We start from the raw sequence: 16,891 nt of genomic DNA, 5'->3' as shown, positions 1-16,891 counted from the left end.
GTCTGGCCCCGATTCCGTTCTGTCGCCGGAAAGGCACTGCCCGGATCCTGGACGTGCGTCTACGATAGGCCCCCGTAGGCCTCGCGGACTCGAGGCGGTCTCCGGGGCGGGTGACATGACAGAAGCACAGGAACGTGTGTGGAGCGAGGCGTCGAGCGACGCTGAGCTGATCACGGCGGTGCGAGACGGTGACACGAGCGCGTACGGCGCGCTGTACGAGCGCCACGCCGCCGCTGCCCGCACCGTCGCGCGGCAGTACGTGCGCTCCACGGCCGACGCCGACGACGTGGTCTCCGACGCCTTCGCGCGCACGCTCTCCGTGCTCCAGGGCGGTGGTGGCCCCGACGTCACGTTCCGCGCATACCTGTTCACCGTGGTGCGACGGCTGTCGTACGACCTCGTCAACGGCGCCCGGCGCACGCAGCCCACCGACGACGAGCGCACGTTCGAGTCCGCGTTCGGGCCGATGGCCTCGACCGAGGACCCGACGCTCGAGGGCTTCGAGCGGTCCATCGTCACGCGCGCCTACCACGAGCTGCCCGAGCGGTGGCGCGCCGTGCTCTGGTACACCGAGGTCGAGAACCTCGCGCCGGCAGAGATCGCCCCGATCCTCGGCCTCACCGCCAACGGGGTGTCGGCGCTCGCGTACCGGGCGCGCGAAGGCCTGCGTCAGGCGTACCTCCAGCAGCACCTCGGCGGCGTCCCCGCCGAGGAGTGCCGGACCGTCAACGCGCTCCTCGGGTCGTACGTGCGCGGCGGACTCGCCAAGCGGGAGAACGCGCGGGTCGAGACCCACCTCGAGGGGTGCGGCGAGTGTCGCGGCCTCGTGCTGGAGCTCGGCGACGTGTCCCACGGCATGCGCGCCGTCATCGCGCCGCTCGTCCTGGGCGTCGGCGCGCTGGGCCTCGTCGGGACGGCGCTGCCCGTCGCAGGCGGTGCGGCCGTCGGGTCCGGCGTGGCGGGCGTCCTCGAGTCGTCGGGCGGCGCCGGTGCGGCAGGCACGGGCACCGCGGGCGGTGGCGCGACCGCCACGGCCGGCGGCGCGGGTGCGGCCGGTACCGGCGGCGCGGCGGGTGCCGGCGCAGCGGGCACCGGGACGGCGGGTGCCGCGGGCACGGCCGGAGCCGCGGGCGCAGGTGCCGCTGGTGCGGGCACCGCAGGCTCGGCCGCCGCCGGGGCGGTGGCCGCCGGCGGCGCCGCCGCGGGAGGCGCCGGGGCCCTGGCGGCCGCCGGTGCCGGTGGGCTCGTCGCGCTCGTGGCGTCGGCCCCCCTCGCCGCGGCCGCGGTCACGGTCGGCGTCCTCGCCGTGGCCGGTCTCGGTGTCGCCGGGGCGCTCGGCGCGTTCTCCCCCGAACCGACGCCGCCCCCGTCCACCCAGGCGGAGCCGTCGCAGGAGCCGTCACCCACCTCGAGCCCCTCGGGCGGCACGACACCGGCACCGACCGACGCCGCGACCGACCCCACGTCACCCGCCAACGTCCCGCCCGCCGAGGACCCCGCGCTCGTCACGGACCCGGGGACGACGGATCCTGCGGCGCCGAGCGATGGCGCGACCGGTGCGCAGACCCCTCCGGGCACGGACCCGGGGACCGGTGGCACGGGCAGCCAGCCCGGTGGTGGCTCGCCCCAGCCGGGCGATCCGGTGACGCCCCCGCCTGGCCCCGGCCCGACCCCGACTCCCGCGCCGGCGGCCCTCGACCTCTCGCTCGGTGCCGTCGAGCTCGCCGCCCGCCAGCCGGAAGACCTCGTCATGACCGCGTCCAACACCGGCGGCAGCGCCGCGGAGGACGTCCTGGTCGACCTGACGCTGCCGGCCGGGGTGTCGACGGCCGGCTCGGCCCTCGTGCCGCGCGGAGCCTCGGTCGCGCCGGCGATCCTGCGCGCCGAGGCGCTGCCCTGCGGCAGTGCGGTCCCGCAGGCCGACGGGACGAGCGTCGTCACGTGCGACGTCGGGGTGCTCGGCCCGGGCGCGACGCAGGACCTCGTCGTGCAGGTCGAGGCGGAGTCCGGCGGCGACTACGTCTTCGCAGGGACCGTGCGCGCGCAGGGCGTCGAGCCCGTCCGCCGTGCGTTCCAGCCGACGACGGTCGGGTACTACGGTGCCGAGATCCGCGTCACGACCCCGACGAGCCTCACGTTCGACAACCCCGGCGACGCGACGCTGCGCGTGGACGTGCGCAACAGCGGGGACAAGCCCGCCGTCGAGCCGGCCGTCACGGTCGACCTGCCCGCGGGCCTGAGCCTTGTGGGCGCGGCCGCCGGTGGCTGGACGTGCACCCAGGGCGACTCCCAGGCGGTGACCTGCGCGGCGCCGTCGGGAACCTCCCTCGCGCCACGCACCACGTCCGTGGTGCCGCTCCACCTGCTCGCGGACAGCGCCGGTGCTCTCGAGTCCGGGAAGATCACCGTGCGCGGCACCGCGCACGAGGCGCACGCCGGCAGCGCCGGCGTCACGGTGGAGGTCGACGACCGCTGGGCCGGTGCGGCCACCGGGATCGACGAGCCGCAGCCGCAGTGCACCTCCGCGGGCCTGGCAGATCTCGCCTCGATCGTCGCGCAGGTCGAGAACACGACCGCCTACGAGGACGTGTCGGTACGGCTCGAGGCCGCTGGTTCGACCTCGAGCACCCGTTCGCTCGGGAGCGGCGCGGTCGCGTCCCTGCGCGTCGACGACGGGGACCGCTTCCCCGCGGGCCGCGCCACGGTCGTGCTCACGACGACGGTGGCGGGCCAGGTGTTCGAGGAGCGCTTCGACGCCGGGGCGCACGCCGCACTCGACTGCTGGACACCGCCGCCGTGGCTCGGCCGTGCCGACGTGACGGTGACGCCCGAGAACGCGGGTGGGACAGTCCGCTACGTCGCGGCCGTCGTCAACGGCACCGGGTCGGGCATGGACGTGCGGCTCCTCGCGCCCGACGTGGGGACGTGGGCCGACGTCTCGGACTCGGCCGTGATCGCCCCGCTCGCTCGTGAGGCCTCCGGCGAGCTCGTGCTCGACACGGCGCTGACCACGACCACCGACGCGACCGCCGTCGTGCGCCAGTACCGCTGGCACACCGACGCCGACGGCGACGGCAAGGGCTACCAGAGCCTGCTGCCCGTCCCGCTCGCCGGGCAGACGATCGCGCCCACCGCACCCGCGCCGACCGTCGGGCGGTGCACCTTCGACCGTGCGACCGAGACGTCCAGCGCACCCCTGACGTTCTCCCTCGACAACACGCGATCGACGTTGCCGTCGTCGTTCACAGTCCCGGGGGTCGCCGACGCGACGACCGTCCGGGCCGGCCGCTCGGTCGAGGTCCGTACCCAGGTCGGTGGAGCGGGCGGGGAGTACGCCGTGCAGGCGGACGGGCGTCAGCTCGCGACGCACCGCGTCGACGGCGTCGACTGCTTCGACTGGTCGAGCACGGCTCGCGCCGCGAGCGCGACGGCGGGTTGGGTCGTGCCACCCGGCGCGGGCGTCGGGTCGACGGTGCTCACCGGGACGTTCCACAACCCCTACGCCGCGACGACGCTGCGGGTCGCGATGTCGACGCCGCACGGCACCGCCGCGCCTGTCGCGGTCGCGCCGGGCGCCACCGCGACGTTCGCCGTCGACACGCGGGCACGTGAGGTCGCGGCGGGCACGGCGACCTTCACCGTGGAGCGTGTACAGCCGGCCGGCCCTGGGACGCGCACGGTCGAGGCGGAGTACGGCGCCTCGACCTACCAGCCGGTGTGGGCCAAGAGCGCGAGCGTCGAGGCGCTCTGGCAGGACGGCTCGGTGAAGCTCGTCGGCACGTTCACGAACGACTCGCCGGAGACGGTGGACGCCCGCATGCTCGGCGGCACGTACGGCGACTCGGCCCCCGTGCAGACGATCGCTCCGGGGCAGACCGTGACCTTCACGATCGACACGAAGAGCCTCGAGGTGAAGCCGGGCGCCGTGACGTTCCGCCAGTACCGGTGGGTCCTCGGCAAGGGCTTCGAGAGCTCGGCGCTGAGCGCCCGGTACCAGGGCGCGCGCTACGTGCCCGACTGGTCGGCGAGCCTCACGGCGGTGCCGCAGTGCTCGAGCGGCTCCGACGGGGTCGTGCTCACGGTGGGTCTGCGGAACGACTCGGGCGAGGTGCTGCACGCCGTGGCACGTACGCCGTTCGGCACGCACGACCTCGGCGACGTCGCCCCGGGGCAGGCGTCGAGCGTCGACGTCGGCACGGGCGCGCTCGCGGTCAAGCACGGGAAGGTGAGCTTCGACCTGTCGCGCACCGTCCTCGGCACCCCGTTCTCGCAGACCGTGACCACCGACTTCGGGGCGCTCGACTGCGCCGTCGTGGAGCCGGCCGCGAGCCTGGTGCTCGGTGACCCCGCCTACGACGACGAGCGGGGCCACTCCTACCGCGACGTGTCGGTGCTCCTCGACAACTCCGCCTCGAACGTCCCGGTGACCTTCCGCGTCACCGGGCAGGGCAAGGGCTCGTGGGACCTGGCGGCGGGTGAGACGCGGACCGTGGCGCTCGGGGAGGCGTCGTGGTCCGGCGCGAGCTACACCGTCCGCGCCGGTTCCTGGTCGCAGCAGCTCGAGGTCGCACCGTTCACGTTGGCACCGCAGTGTCACGCCCCCTGGGAGAACGGCACCTGGTACGACCACAGCGCCGAGGTCTCGTACCGCGGGTGGAACTTCGCGGCCCGCAACAGCGGCATCCTGGTCCGACCGGACCACCCGGCGCTGGGCTGGATCTTCTGGGAGCGGCAGGGTCGCTGCGGCGAGGGCTGACGCGCCCGTCAGGGCAGGGCGTCCGCCAGGGCCTCGTCGACGGGTCGTTCGCCACCCACGAGGTCGAGCACGAGCCCGGCCGAGCGTGGCTCGTGCAGCACCGCCGCGACGACGAGCGCCACGTCGTCCCGCGTGACGTCGTCCCGCTCACCGATCGGGGCACCGGCCTTGCGCCGCTTGCCGCGCGGCTTGGTGTCGTCGCCGACGGGCGCGAGCGCGACGAGCCCGACGCCGGGCTCGTCCGTCAGGCGCCCGGGACGGACGATCGTCCACCCCAGGTCGCTCCGGGCGCGCAGATCGTCCTCGGCGGCGGCCTTCGCGCGCAGGTAGGCCCAGAAGACGTCGTCGATCCCGTCAGGACGCTCGTCGGCATGGGCCGCGTCGACCCCGCGGGACGAGACGAGGACGTACCGCGCGACGCCGGCGCGCTCGGCGGCGTCCGCCAGCAGCGCTGCGCCCGCGCGGTCGACCGTGTCCTTGCGCCCGGCCCCGCTCCCGGGGCCCGCACCCGCCGTGAAGACGACGGCGTCCGCCCCCTCGAGCTCGAACGACACGGCGACCGCGTCGTCCTTCTCGAGATCGACCAGAGACACGTGGGCCCCCAGCTCGGTGACGTCCGTGATCTGCGCGGCGGACCGGACGAGCGCCACCACGTCGTCGCCGCGCTCCACCAGCGTGCGGGCGAGGCGGCGGCCGACCTGGCCGTGACCTCCCGCGATGACTGTGCGCATGGGCCGAACGTATCGCCGCAGGGCCCCGGCCGCCCGGCGAGGGACGGGGGGTGGTGCGCTGCCGGGCACGGATCTCACGCACCCCCACGTCGTCCGCGGCCCGGCAGCGCGGGTCCTCAGGCGGCGTCCCCCGTGCCACCGAGGACGACGGGGGTCTGCGGGTCGAACCGGTAGCCGAGCCCGCGGACGGTCGTGATGACGTGCTGCAGGCCCAGCTTCTCGCGCAGACGGCGGACGTGGACGTCGATCGTGCGGCTGCCCGCCGCGACGTCGTGGTCTGCCCACACGGTGCCGAGCAGCTCGGCGCGCGGCACGACCCGGTGGGCCGTGCGCGCGAGGTACGACAGGAGCTCGAGCTCGCGGAACGTCAGGCGCGTGGACCGGCCGTCGACCGCGACCGTGCGGGCCGCCGGGTCGATGACGACGCGCGGCACCGGCGACAGCGTCGCGAGGCGCTCACGGAACGCGGCGATGTCCTGGACCGGAGAGGCGGTCGCCGTGGACGGCTCGGCGAGGGCGAGCGCGGTGTAGGTCTCGGCGCCGGGCAGCCAGTCCCGCGCGAGCTCCCCGAGGGCCTCGGCGAGCTCGACGAGGTCCTCGACGCGGCCCGTCGGCGGCTGCTCGTCCGGGGCCTGGTCGACCCCGACGTAGAGCACGAAGCCGGGCTTGCGCCCCGGTGCGGCGGGCTGGGGCGGCGGCACCGCGCGTGCCGTGGAGGTGCGGCGGGCGGGACGGGTGGCGGTGAGCGTGGTCATGGGTGGCTCCGGGTGCGTCGGGCCGACAGCGGCGCCGGAGGACCGGCGGGTCGGCAGGGGTCGAGGTCTGAACCGGGGTGCGGGGAAGGGTTCAGGCCTGACAACAGACGCACATGACCGCGCCCGAGCACGCGCCGGACGGCGCGCTGACGGGACGGGTCGAGGTGCTCACGAGAGCGAGCATGGCAGCGCATGGCGGGGAACGCCAAGGGGAGGACAGGAACTTCTCAGGATGCGGACTGGGTTGGTCTCGCGTCCTGGGCGAACCACGGGCCGCCGGGCAGCGGACTGCGGCGTCGCCGGCGGTGTCGTCGCAGGTGGCAGGCTCAGACGACGCCGTACAGGCGGTCTCCCGCGTCCCCGAGGCCGGGCACGATGTAGGCCTTCTCGTTGAGCCGCTCGTCGACGGCGGCGACCACGAGCTGGACGTCGACCCGGTTTCCGACGGCGTTCTCCAGCACCTGGATGCCCTCGGGCGCGGCCAGCAGGCACACGGCCGTGACGTCGCGCGCCCCGCGCTCGAAGACGTAGTCGATCGCCGCGACGAGCGTGCCGCCCGTCGCGAGCATCGGGTCGAGCAGGAAGACGTGCCGGCCCGTGAGGTCGTCGGGGAGACGGTTCGCGTACGTGACCGCCTCGAGGGTCTCCTCGTCGCGCTGCATCCCGAGGAACCCGACCTCCGCCGTCGGCAGCAGGCGCGTCATGCCCTCGAGCATCCCGAGCCCCGCGCGCAGGATCGGCACGACGAGCGGGCGCGGCTCCGCGAGGCGCACGCCGACCGTCGTCGTCACGGGAGTCTCGATCTCGTGCGGCTCCACGCGCACGTCGCGCGTGGCCTCGTAGGCGAGCAGCGTGACGAGCTCGTCCACGAGGAGCCGGAACGTCGGCGACGCCGTGTCCTTGTTCCGCAGGACGGTCAGCTTGTGGGCCACGAGCGGGTGGTCGGCGACGTGCAGGCGCATGGCGACAACGGTATCCGACCGCGGGACCTCTCGTACCGGCCGGTAACCGTCCGCCTCCCGGGTGCCGCCGGCCGCGGTCGCTAGCCTGGTGTGCGGCTCGCTGCTATCGACCGGAGGTCCCGTGCCCGACGACGTCGCTCGCCCCGGCGACCCCGCCCACCCGGGCGAGGGGTCGACGTCGGGCACGGCCGCACCCCGAGGGCTCGAGCTGCCGTGGGCCGAGGGCACGTTCCCGCCCGGCACGGTGGCCGGTCGCCACCAGGTCTGGGACGCCCTCATGGGGCTCGCGCTCCACGAGGCGACCCACGCCCTCGCGAGCGCCGACGTGCCGGTGGGTGCGCTCGTCGTCGGGCCCGACGGGCGGCTGCTCGGCGTCGGCCGGAACCGGCGCGAGGAGACCGGCGACCCGACCGCCCACGCCGAGGTGCTCGCGCTGCGCCAGGCCGCCGCGACGACGGGGGAGTGGCGGCTCGAGGGCTGCACGCTCGTCGTCACGCTCGAGCCCTGCGTCATGTGCGCGGGGGCGCTCGTCCTCGCGCGCGTCGAACGGCTCGTGCTCGGCGCGTGGGACCCCAAGGCCGGCGCCACCGGCTCGGTCTGGGACCTCGTGCGCGACCAGCGCGCCAACCACGCCGTCGAGGTGATCGGCGGCGTCCGCGAGGACGAGTGCGGCCGACTCCTGCGCGACTTCTTCAGCGCGCAGCGCTGAGCGCACTGCCCCTGTCGTTGCGATCGCGGTGGGGAGGGACGACGACGCCGGGTCTACCATCCGGCGCCTCGTGCCTCGGCGCCTCCCGCCAGGCCCACCACGACCCGGCGTCGTCGTCCCTCCCCACCGCTCGTGGGTCGCTCGCCTCAGCGCGTGAGCGCCTCGGCGAGGGCGGTGAGGGTCTCGGTGGTGCCGGCCTCAACCTTGAGCGTCGCGAGCGGGTCGCCGCGCGTCCAGCCGCGGTTGACGATGACGACCGGCTTGTCCTGCTTCGCCGCGTGCCGCACGAACCGCAGCCCGCTCATCACCGTGAGCGACGACCCCGCGACGAGGAGCGCCTCGGCGTCGTCGACCATCGCGTACGCGCGCTCGACGCGCTCACGCGGCACGTTCTCGCCGAAGTACACGATCTCCGGCTTGAGCACCCCGCCGCAGAACTCGCACGGCGCGGGCCGGAAGTGCGACGTCTGCTCGATCACGGCGTCCGCGTCCGGGGCGATCTCCACGTCCGCGACGTCGCCGATGCTCTCGATGAACCCCGGGTTCAGCGCCGTCAGCCGCTCGGCGAGGTGCTCGCGCGAGATGACACGGCCGCACTGCAGGCAGATGACGCGGTCGTAGCGGCCGTGCAGGTCGATGACGTGGCGGCTGCCCGCGTCCTCGTGCAGCAGGTCGACGTTCTGCGTGATGAGTCCCACCAGAACGCCCGCGTCCTCCAGCCGCGCGAGCGCGCGGTGGCCCGCGTTCGGGTGCGTGCGGTGCACGTGCTGCCAGCCCACGTGGTTGCGCGCCCAGTAGTGCCGGCGGAACGCCTCGTCCTGCACGAACTGCTGGTAGGTCATCGGGTTGCGCGGCGGCGAGTCCGGCCCGCGGTAGTCCGGGATCCCCGAGTCCGTGGAGACCCCAGCCCCCGTGAGCGCGGTGATCCGCAGGCCGCGCAGCAGCTCGACGGCGTCGTCGACGGTCCCGGTCCGCGGCGCCGGTTCCGTGCCCGACGCCGGCGGCTGGCTCGGGCGCCACGCGAGCCGCGACGAGAGCGTCGGGACGGCGGACGTCGTCGGCACGTCGGCGGAGGACGTCGCCACGTGGGCGGGGGAGCTGGTCGGGGTCGGTGTCGAAGGGTCGTCGGGCACGTCTCCCACGGTACGACGTGCGCGAGGAAGAACCGTGGTCGCGCGAAGTAGAACCCTGGTCGCGCGAGGTAGAACCGTGGTCTGCCGAGGTAGAACGCTGGTCATGTCGACGGCGGTGGTCGCCCTGGGTGTCGGGGTGCCTGGGGGCGCCGCGTCTACCATCCGCGCCGCTCGTTCCTCGCGGCGCTCCCGCCAGGCCCGACCACGACGCGGCGCCCCCACCCACCCCTCCGGCGTCGTCCCACCCTGGTCTGCGCTCGCCTCGAGCGGGATCTTCGCGGATCAGAGTCCTCAGGCGCGTCCAGGGTTCTCCCTCGGGCGACCAGCGTTCTACTTCGCGGGACCACGGTTCTACTTCGCGGGACCAGGGGGCTGGATTGGAGCGTCTCGGTCACCTGCTCTGCGGGCGGTTGCGTGACCGGCGTCATAGCTGAGCGGTGCGCTGCTGATGTTAGCCTCACCTAAGTCACTGACGAGAGGTTCTCATGTCGACCACCACCGCGCAGGCGCCCCGCCGCGTGCGTCCCCAGACGGTCCTCGAGGTGCTTGAGACCTCGTGGCTCAGCCCGCACCTCGTGCGCGTCGTCGCGGGCGGCGAGGGGTTCACCGCGTTCACGCCAAACGCGTTCACGGACGCCTACGTCAAGATCTTCTTCGCCAAGCCGGAGCTCGGGCTCGAGCCGCCGTACGACCTGGACGCGCTGCGCGAGACGCTCGCGCCCGAGGATCTTCCTGTGACCCGCACGTACACCGTGCGCTGGGTCGACGAGGAGGCGCAGCGGCTCGCGATCGACTTCGTCGTGCACGGCGACGAGGGCCTCGCCGGGCCGTGGGCCGCCCGGGCCGAACCGGGGGACCGCATCGTGTTCCGCGGCCCCGGCGGCCTCTACTCACCGGACCCCACCGCCGACTGGCACCTGCTCGTGGGCGACGACTCCGCGGTTCCCGCGATCGCCGCCGCGCTGGAGGCGATGCCGCGCGACGCCGTCGGGCACGCCGTGCTGGAGGTCGCCACCGAGGCGGACCGGCTGCCGCTCGAGGCGCCCGCGGGCGTCGAGGTCACGTGGGTCCTGCGCGGCGACTCACCCGCCGGCACGACGACGCTCCTGCCCGACGCCGTCGCCGACCTCCCGTGGCGCGAGGGCCGCGTGCACATCTTCGCGCACGGCGAGCGCGAGGCCATGAAGGCCCTGCGTCGCCTGTTCGCCGAGCGCGGGGTCCCGCGCGCCGATCTCTCCCTCTCCGGCTACTGGGCCTACGGGCGAGCCGAGGACCGTTTCCAGGCCGAGAAGCGCGAGCCCGTCGGCCAGATCTTCGAAGACTGAGGAGTCCCATGCACCGCACCACCACGCTCCGTCGCGCGCTCGCAGCGACGTCCGCGTTGGCCGTCCTGACGCTCGCCGCCTGCTCGTCCGGCGACACGACCGACGAGGGCGAGCCTGCGCCGTCGGGCAGCACCGACGACGCCGCGGAGGCGTTCCCCGTCACCGTCCCCACCGCGTTCGGCGACGTCGAGATCGCCGAGGAGCCGACGCGCGTCGTCGCCCTCGGCTGGGGCGACGCGGAGACCGCGCTCGCGCTCGGCGTCCAGCCCGTCGGGGCCAGCGACTGGCTCGCGTTCGGCGGCGACGGCGTCGGCCCGTGGTTCGAGGACGCCTACACCGAGTCGCCCGAGATCATCGGGACGCTCGAGCCGTCGTACGAGCAGATCGCGGTGCTCGAGCCCGACGTCATCCTCGACGTGAAGTCGTCGGGCGACCAGGAGCGCTACGACCGGCTCTCGGAGATCGCGCCGACCATCGGGGTCCCCGAGGGCGGCGAGTCCTATCTCGCGTCCATGGAGGACCAGGTGTCGATGATCGCTGCCGCCCTCGGGCGCAGCGAGGCGGGCGAGGAGCTGCTCGCCGAGGTCGACGACGCGTTCGCCGCCGCGCGCGACGAGAACCCCGACTTCGCCGGCAAGACGGCGGTCATCGGGTCGTACTGGGCCGAGGGCTTCGGCGCCTACGTCTCGAACTCCAGCCGCGGCGAGTTCATGCAGGGCCTCGGCTTCGAGACCAAGCCCGAGATCGACGAGGCCGCCGGCGAGGAGTTCTCCGCGAACCTCGGCACCGAGAACGTCGACCTGCTCGACGCCGACCTCACCGTCATCCAGCCCATCGGCTTCACCGCCGCCGACGTCGAGGCGCTGCCGCAGTTCCAGACCGTGCCGTCCGTCGCCGACGGTCGCTACGTCGTGTTCGACGACAAGGACCTCTCCAACGCCTTCTCGCTCGGCACGCCCACGGCCGTGATCTACGCGATCGACAACGTCGTGCCGCTGTTCGCCGAGGCGCTCGGCGGGGCGTGATCCCGCCGATTCGGTGTCCGGGGCCCGGACCAGGTATCCTTCCTGGGCCGGTGTCACCGGCGAGGTAGCGTGTCCGAGCGGCCTAAGGAGCACGCCTCGAAAGCGTGTGTGGGTGAAAGTCCACCGTGGGTTCAAATCCCACCGCTACCGCCACCCGAAGGGCCCCACCCGCAGAATTCTGCGGCTGTGGGGCCTTTCGTCGTACCCGGCCCTCCGTTTTCACTCCGTTTTGCCCTGCGGGCTGTCGACCGCGGCCTGCTGGACGAGCTGGTCGATGACGACCCGCAGGTCCGGGGCGACGTGGGTGCGCTTCACGTAGTGCCGGACGGTCGTGCCCTCGTCGGCGTGACCGAGCAGCGCCGTCGCGTTGCCGATCGTCGTGGAGTTCGCGACCTGCGTCGCCACGGTCCGGCGGAAGTCGTGCGGGGTGACCGTCGTGCCGATGGCGGCCTGTGCCTCCCGGAGCTGGTCGCGCACCCGGCTGGGGGAGCGAGGCGTAGCCCGCGTGGACGGGAACACCAGGTCGTCCGGCCCGCCGTCCAGGCCGAGGTCCAGCGCCTCGCGGATCGCGGTGACGACGAACGCGGGGAGCGTGATCGTGCGCCGCGACGAGTCGGACTTCGGCTTGGGCTGCCGCACGAGCCGGCCCTCGGCCCGGACGACGGTCCCGGTCACGGTGAGCGTCGGAACCTCGGCGTTGAGGTCGACGTCCTCCTCTCGCAGCGCCAGGCACTCACCGATCCGCAGCCCGGTGCCGAGCATCGTGTCGACGATCTGCGGCAGGAGCGTGACGTTGCGACGACCGCGCGCGAGGGCGGGGCGGTCCTCCCACTCGCGCACGGCCTTGCGCAGCAGCGCGATGTCCTCGAGCCCGAGCGTGCGCACCTCAGCCCGGCGCGGCTTGCGCACGGTCACCGCATCCCGGACCGGGTTGAACGGCGCCGCGCCGTAGCGGACGCACAGCATCATGACCTGGGACATGACGTTGCGAGCCTGCCGTGCGGTGTCGAACTTCTGCGCCGTGCTCAGCGCCATGAGCACCCGGTTCACCGCCACGGGCGTGACCTCTCGGACCCGCAGCAGTCCGAACGCGGGCCGCAGGTCCGTTCGAGAACGCCGCGGTACGTCTCCAGCGACTGCGACGTGATCTGCCCCTCGACGCGCTTCTCCGCGATCCAGTGGTCGAACACGACACCCATGCGGGTCGCCGGGGTGATCGTCGCCGTCCCGGGGACCGTGGCCTCGCTGCTCGCACGGTGCAGCTTGTCCTCCAAGGCCCGTTGCGCCGCCGCTCCCGAGGGTCCGCGCGACTCGTACTTGTGCAGCACGCCCGCGAAGTCGCGGTACTGCGCCTGCGCCCGCCAGACGCCGGGGGACAGCTCCCTCCGGCTGATGTTCCCCCAGCGCCCCGGCTCGATCGGCTTGCGCGGCACGGCTCAGCCCGCCACGCGGCTGTCGGTGACCCGGTCCAGCCAGGCCTCGACGTCCTCGGGGCGGTAGCGCAGCCGGGCGCCCACACGCAGCAGCTTCGGCCCGCCGCCGCGGCTCGACCAGGCGTACACGCAGTGCAGGGTCACCCCCAGGTAGTCGGCCAGCTCTTCCGGTGTCATCAGGCGCCGACGGCGGGTGGTGGTCGGTGCGGTCTGGTTGCGCATCGTTGTTCCTCCTACGTCGTTTGTGGTGTGGTTCCTGCCGTCTTCGTGCGGCTTCTCGCACGCAATCTCCTAGCGCAAGCTCGGTCCAGGCGAGTAACCTCGGCATCGCCCCGCCCAAGGTGCGTCTAGCCGGTAACAACGCACCCAGCCCGCAGTCGGAGAGGGTGGCAGCCCGTTCAAGCCGGGCCGGGTCCGGGAGTCTCCCTCCGCTGCGGGCGGTGTGGTGACTCCACCCCCTGAGGTGCCAGGACCCATCGCCGAGTTGCGGTGCTCTGCGCCCGCCACTGCGCGTACTCGCGAGCTCGAGCGGCTGCGGCATCGGCGAGGGCCTTGTCGCCGGGGTTGGTCCACCCGGAGCCCTCGTAGGTCCAGGAGCCGACGACGAGGGTCGTCTCGTCGTCCTCGGCGAGCAGACGCGCTTCGAGGTCGGCGACCTCCATCGGCGTCCCGTCCCGCTCCGCATCGGCCTTGAGCCGCTGGAACCGGACCCGAGCCCGGCGCAGCCGCCCGAGCGGGATCGAGTAGCGCCGCGACTTGCTCGAGAAGTGGCCGCGGAATCCCAGCATGTGCGCCCACTTCGCGAGCAGCCGGTACGGGCTGCCTGCGCACTGCCCGCAGACGCAGCCCTCGTCGTCCTCCGGGTCCGGCCCCGCGAGGCCACGGCACGCGGTGCGGGCGCGCTCGGCGAGCCACCGGCACGTGCGGACCATGCGCTGGTGATGCGGGCGCGGCGCCGCGAGATCCGTGCCTGTGCCCTTGGTCGAGTACTTCGCGAGGTAGCCGGCCACCTGCTCGGGGCGCAGGTCGTCGGAGCCGTCGTCGTTCTCCGGTACGCCGGTGCGCACGCACCGCACGTCGAGCTGCGTACCGAAGCGCAGCACGCGCGGGACGTCCGCACCGTCTACCGGAGGTGCCGTCACCGCGACCGCTCGGGCGGCAGCCCGCGCCACGTGCGCGAGGGTCAACCCGTCGACGGGGGCGGGGCTGCCCGGGCCGTCGGGACCGTCGAGCCGGATGAGGGCGTGGAAGTGCACGAGGCCGCGCACCTGGTACTCGGCGACCTTCGCGAACTGCACCGAGGCCACCGTGCCGAGCGCGGACTCGCGGACGCCCAGAGCCTCGGCGACCTGGCGACGCAGCGCGATCGTGAAGCGCCGCCACAGCTCGGGGGCGTGCCACTGCCACACGACGGCCGAGTGCCAGTCGTAGCAGGCCTCGCACAGCGGCGACCCGACGACAGGGTCGGTGTCGGAGTGCTGCGTGGTGCACCCGCGCGGGCGCCCGTGCGCGCACGTCCCGGTGCCGTGCGGGCGGCAGCGCGCTGACCTGCCGTGCTTGGCGCGGGTGCCGTGCACGTGACCGAAGGACGGTGCAGTGAGGGTCGCGAAGACGAGCGGGTTGTCCGCGACGGTCGCCGGGACGGTCTTACCGCCCAGCAGGCCCGCCCGGATTATCTCGAACGTGTCGCGCGCGTAGACGCGGGAGCAGGCCGGGCAGACGGACTCGCGCCGGTTGCCGCACGCCCGGTACAGGACGCCGAGCGGCGCGTCGTCGGGGCTGAACTGCGACAGCACCTCACCCGTGGCCGCGTCGACGGTGGTCGAGGAGCCGCGCAGCCGGATGGGGTGTGAGCAGAAGCCCGTGCGGGCGGCGGCGTCGGAGAACGCGGCGGCGGTGCGGTCGCGCAGCCGTGCCGCGATCCCGGCGACCGCCGCCGGGGTGAGGTTCCCGAGGTCGAGCGGGGCGTCCAGCCCGAACCCCGGGAACCCACCCTGCGCGGGAGCGACGTCAGGCATCCGGCGCCTCAGCGGCGGAGGCCGTGCGGGTCGCCGACTCGCGCGGCTTGCGAGGAGACCGCGGCTTACGCGGCGCGCGCGGAGCCCGCTGCTCCTCGGCCGGGACTCGCGTGGGCGTGGTCGCCTTGTCGTCGGCGTCGGGAGTCGGCGGGCCGACGAAGATCGGCGGCGGCGCGTAGCGGTCGGGCGCCGGGTACGTCTCGGCGACCATCCGGATGAACGTGTCCTCCCAGAAGTCCGCCCGCACCCGCTCCACGTTCCCGTCGTCCGCGACCACGTAGCCCGTTCCGGGGTGGGCCGGGCTGATCTGGTGTGCGGGCGCGACATCGGCCATGCCCTCGCCGAGCACCATCGCCGTCTCGGACGCCGACCGCAGCCGCAGCGCGACGGTCTGCGTGAACAGGCCACGCATCGCCACGGTCTCCTTGCGCGGGTCCTGTACGAACGCGACGACGAGAACGCCGAGCGCCCTACCCTGCGTCAGGACGCGACGCAGCAGGTCCGACGCCTCACTCTGCACCTGCTTGGATGCGTACGCGGTGAGGACGGCGAGCTCGTCGATGAGGAGCACGTGCACCGGGTCTCCGGGCGTCGGCACGAAGTCGCGCGTCCGCCCGTACATGGCCCGCTGCCGCTGGTCGACGACGGCGAGCAGGTCGCGCAGCGTGTCCACGGCCTGGTGCTCGTCCGTGCTGACCCGATAGAAGAGCCGGTCACCCATACCGATTTCGATACCGCCCTTGAGGTCGATGCCCCAGAGCCGCACGAGGCCCGCCTGCACGGCTGGCGCGAGGTTCCCCGCGATGCCCCAGAACACCGATCCCTTGCCGGAGCCGGAGCAGCCGACGACGAGCGTCTGCAGCCCGCGCGGCGTGAGCCGCCACCGGTTGCCGTCCTGGATGCGGCCGAGCTGCACTCCGGTCGGGTCGACGTCGTTCGGGATCGTGGCGTAGAGCGGCTGGTCCAGGAGGTCGGCCATCGTCAGGACGATGTCGAGAACCCCGGGCCGCACGCGACGGCTCGTCGACGCCTCGGCCCCCATGATCGTGCCGACTGCCTCGACGGCGCCGCGCAGGTCGTCGAGCGTCTGACCCGAGCGGGCTCGGACCCGGATCGTCAGTGTGTTCTCGCGTGCCCGGACGCGGAGCAGCCGCGGGACGGTCCGGTTCTCCCGGACGACCCGGTTGGCGAGCCCGCAGGACTCCGCCATCGACGGCCACTGCCGCCGCACGTACCGTCGCCACCGGTGACGACGCAGCGGACCGCCGAGCAGCGGCTCGTACGTCATCGGGCTGAACACCGCCCAGAGCGCGCGGGCCAGGTTCCACGCCGGGACAGACCAGTAGAGCGCCGCCGACAGCGCGTCGAAGCCGAGAAGGCCGACCACGCCGCCCGTGAACAGCGTCGCCGCGATCCACCGCCACGCCCGCGCGGTCCACCGCAGCGCGAGCCACAGTGCGGCGAGGACCCGGCGAACCCCCTGCCAGAGCCGCGCGGTGATCACGCCGCGGCCTTCGGGCCGGCCTTCGCCGCGTCGCGGGCCTGACCGGGCGCGACGAGCTCGGTCGCCCGGAACGACCAGGCGATGCGCGGGCGCATCCCGTTGTCGTCGACGTAGGGGAGGGCCGTCAGCCCCACGAACTCGACGGGCGTCCACGGGAACCCGGACTTGTTCTCCGGCGGGACCGGCTGGTACTTCGCGGCGAACTTCACCGTCACGCCGATCTCCTTGCGGCCGGCGTCCTCGTCACCGTCGATGACGACGCGCTGCCACAGCGGCAGGCCCGTCTCCTTGTCGTGCTGCTGCGGGCGCGTCCCGTCCGGTCGCTGCGGCGCGTTGAAGTCCGCCACGGGCTCGACCTCCCCGCGCAGGAACGCACCCTTCGGGAACGCCACCGAGTGCTCGATCTCGAACCGCTGCTTCATCGCCATGCTGGCCACCTCCGTTTATGCCCCTAAACCCTGAGGTCGACTGCCTACGGGTGAGGTATAGGGGTCTAAACGAGAGGCTAGGGCCCTGCGGCGCCTGCGTCAAGGGGTCTAA

General features: G+C 73.8%; 14 protein-coding genes and 1 tRNA gene. 5 read left to right on the top strand and 10 right to left on the bottom strand.

From position 1 onward, the window contains the following. Nucleotides 1–115 precede the first annotated feature (115 nt). On the top strand, nucleotides 116–4,756 hold the full coding sequence (locus tag ACMXGY_RS18050; protein WP_483774342.1) for a sigma-70 family RNA polymerase sigma factor: 4,641 nt from the start codon (nucleotides 116–118) through the stop codon (nucleotides 4,754–4,756). Nucleotides 4,757–4,764: 8 nt separating this feature from the next. On the opposite strand, the gene ACMXGY_RS18045 is transcribed toward ACMXGY_RS18050, so the two are convergent. The 3 genes from ACMXGY_RS18045 to upp all read right to left on the bottom strand — a co-directional run bounded on the left by ACMXGY_RS18045 (nucleotide 4,765) and on the right by upp (nucleotide 7,204). Continuing rightward, on the bottom strand, nucleotides 4,765–5,487 hold the full coding sequence (locus ACMXGY_RS18045) for an SDR family oxidoreductase (protein WP_483774341.1): 723 nt from the start codon (nucleotides 5,485–5,487) through the stop codon (nucleotides 4,765–4,767). 116 nt (nucleotides 5,488–5,603) lie between these two features. Continuing rightward, nucleotides 5,604–6,242 (bottom strand): winged helix-turn-helix domain-containing protein, encoded by a 639-nt coding sequence (locus tag ACMXGY_RS18040; protein WP_483774340.1) that lies wholly within the window; start codon nucleotides 6,240–6,242, stop codon nucleotides 5,604–5,606. Nucleotides 6,243–6,568: 326 nt separating this feature from the next. Continuing rightward, a complete protein-coding gene (gene upp / locus ACMXGY_RS18035; RefSeq protein ID WP_483774339.1) occupies nucleotides 6,569–7,204 on the bottom strand; it encodes a uracil phosphoribosyltransferase in 636 nt (211 codons plus the stop codon). 277 nt (nucleotides 7,205–7,481) lie between these two features. Here upp and ACMXGY_RS18030 point away from each other — a divergent pair, with 277 nt between their 5' ends. Continuing rightward, nucleotides 7,482–7,913, top strand: coding sequence for a nucleoside deaminase (locus tag ACMXGY_RS18030; protein ID WP_483776901.1), 432 nt, complete (start codon nucleotides 7,482–7,484; stop codon nucleotides 7,911–7,913). 146 nt (nucleotides 7,914–8,059) lie between these two features. On the opposite strand, the gene ACMXGY_RS18025 is transcribed toward ACMXGY_RS18030, so the two are convergent. Continuing rightward, the gene (locus ACMXGY_RS18025) at nucleotides 8,060–8,857 is read right to left on the bottom strand and encodes an NAD-dependent protein deacetylase (RefSeq protein ID WP_483776900.1); all 798 of its coding nucleotides are present in this window, start codon (nucleotides 8,855–8,857) and stop codon (nucleotides 8,060–8,062) included. 674 nt (nucleotides 8,858–9,531) lie between these two features. Between ACMXGY_RS18025 and ACMXGY_RS18020 the strand changes: the two genes are divergently transcribed. The 3 genes from ACMXGY_RS18020 (at nucleotide 9,532) to ACMXGY_RS18010 (ending at nucleotide 11,549) form a co-directional block, all read left to right on the top strand. Continuing rightward, nucleotides 9,532–10,371: a siderophore-interacting protein gene (locus ACMXGY_RS18020; RefSeq protein ID WP_483774338.1), complete on the top strand. Its 840-nt coding sequence runs from the start codon at nucleotides 9,532–9,534 to the stop codon at nucleotides 10,369–10,371. Between the two features lie 8 nt (nucleotides 10,372–10,379). Next, nucleotides 10,380–11,396 (top strand): iron-siderophore ABC transporter substrate-binding protein, encoded by a 1,017-nt coding sequence (locus ACMXGY_RS18015; RefSeq protein ID WP_483774337.1) that lies wholly within the window; start codon nucleotides 10,380–10,382, stop codon nucleotides 11,394–11,396. Between the two features lie 63 nt (nucleotides 11,397–11,459). Continuing rightward, a tRNA-Ser gene (locus tag ACMXGY_RS18010) sits at nucleotides 11,460–11,549 on the top strand. 66 nt (nucleotides 11,550–11,615) lie between these two features. On the opposite strand, the gene ACMXGY_RS18005 is transcribed toward ACMXGY_RS18010, so the two are convergent. The 6 genes from ACMXGY_RS18005 to ACMXGY_RS17980 form a co-directional block, all read right to left on the bottom strand. Beyond that, nucleotides 11,616–12,476 carry a tyrosine-type recombinase/integrase gene (locus ACMXGY_RS18005; protein WP_483776899.1) on the bottom strand — a complete coding sequence of 287 codons (861 nt, stop codon included), beginning with the start codon at nucleotides 12,474–12,476 and terminating at the stop codon, nucleotides 11,616–11,618. Continuing rightward, on the bottom strand, nucleotides 12,443–12,829 hold the full coding sequence (locus tag ACMXGY_RS18000; protein ID WP_483774336.1) for a hypothetical protein: 387 nt from the start codon (nucleotides 12,827–12,829) through the stop codon (nucleotides 12,443–12,445). Before ACMXGY_RS18000 ends, ACMXGY_RS18005 begins: the two co-directional genes overlap by 34 nt. Before the next feature lie 3 nt (nucleotides 12,830–12,832). After that, entirely contained in the window at nucleotides 12,833–13,051 is a 219-nt protein-coding gene (locus ACMXGY_RS17995) for a helix-turn-helix domain-containing protein (protein ID WP_483774335.1), read from the bottom strand. A gap of 176 nt (nucleotides 13,052–13,227) precedes the next feature. Then, nucleotides 13,228–14,847 carry a replication initiator gene (locus ACMXGY_RS17990; protein WP_483774334.1) on the bottom strand — a complete coding sequence of 540 codons (1,620 nt, stop codon included), beginning with the start codon at nucleotides 14,845–14,847 and terminating at the stop codon, nucleotides 13,228–13,230. Continuing rightward, on the bottom strand, nucleotides 14,840–16,351 hold the full coding sequence (locus ACMXGY_RS17985; protein ID WP_483774333.1) for an FtsK/SpoIIIE domain-containing protein: 1,512 nt from the start codon (nucleotides 16,349–16,351) through the stop codon (nucleotides 14,840–14,842). Before ACMXGY_RS17985 ends, ACMXGY_RS17990 begins: the two co-directional genes overlap by 8 nt. Next, the gene (locus ACMXGY_RS17980) at nucleotides 16,348–16,779 is read right to left on the bottom strand and encodes a plasmid replication, integration and excision activator (protein WP_483774332.1); all 432 of its coding nucleotides are present in this window, start codon (nucleotides 16,777–16,779) and stop codon (nucleotides 16,348–16,350) included. Before ACMXGY_RS17980 ends, ACMXGY_RS17985 begins: the two co-directional genes overlap by 4 nt. Between the last annotated feature and the right edge of the window lie 112 nt (nucleotides 16,780–16,891).

The organism is Cellulosimicrobium sp. G4 BAM 1002 (assembly GCF_057126935.1).
Note: the sequence above shows the minus strand (reverse complement) of the source record. Positions and strands in the feature narration are given on the sequence as shown.

What these genes read in the sequence shown, in the direction of transcription:
- ACMXGY_RS18050 (WP_483774342.1), top strand. Translation starts at nt 116, where the DNA reads ATGACAGAAGCACAGGAACGTGTGTGGAGCGAGGCGTCGAGCGACGCT.
- ACMXGY_RS18045 (WP_483774341.1), bottom strand. Translation starts at nt 5,487, where the DNA reads ATGCGCACAGTCATCGCGGGAGGTCACGGCCAGGTCGGCCGCCGCCTC.
- ACMXGY_RS18040 (WP_483774340.1), bottom strand. Translation starts at nt 6,242, where the DNA reads ATGACCACGCTCACCGCCACCCGTCCCGCCCGCCGCACCTCCACGGCA.
- upp (WP_483774339.1), bottom strand. Translation starts at nt 7,204, where the DNA reads ATGCGCCTGCACGTCGCCGACCACCCGCTCGTGGCCCACAAGCTGACC.
- ACMXGY_RS18030 (WP_483776901.1), top strand. Translation starts at nt 7,482, where the DNA reads ATGGGGCTCGCGCTCCACGAGGCGACCCACGCCCTCGCGAGCGCCGAC.
- ACMXGY_RS18020 (WP_483774338.1), top strand. Translation starts at nt 9,532, where the DNA reads ATGTCGACCACCACCGCGCAGGCGCCCCGCCGCGTGCGTCCCCAGACG.
- ACMXGY_RS18015 (WP_483774337.1), top strand. Translation starts at nt 10,380, where the DNA reads ATGCACCGCACCACCACGCTCCGTCGCGCGCTCGCAGCGACGTCCGCG.
- ACMXGY_RS17995 (WP_483774335.1), bottom strand. Translation starts at nt 13,051, where the DNA reads ATGCGCAACCAGACCGCACCGACCACCACCCGCCGTCGGCGCCTGATG.
- ACMXGY_RS17990 (WP_483774334.1), bottom strand. Translation starts at nt 14,847, where the DNA reads ATGCCTGACGTCGCTCCCGCGCAGGGTGGGTTCCCGGGGTTCGGGCTG.
- ACMXGY_RS17980 (WP_483774332.1), bottom strand. Translation starts at nt 16,779, where the DNA reads ATGGCGATGAAGCAGCGGTTCGAGATCGAGCACTCGGTGGCGTTCCCG.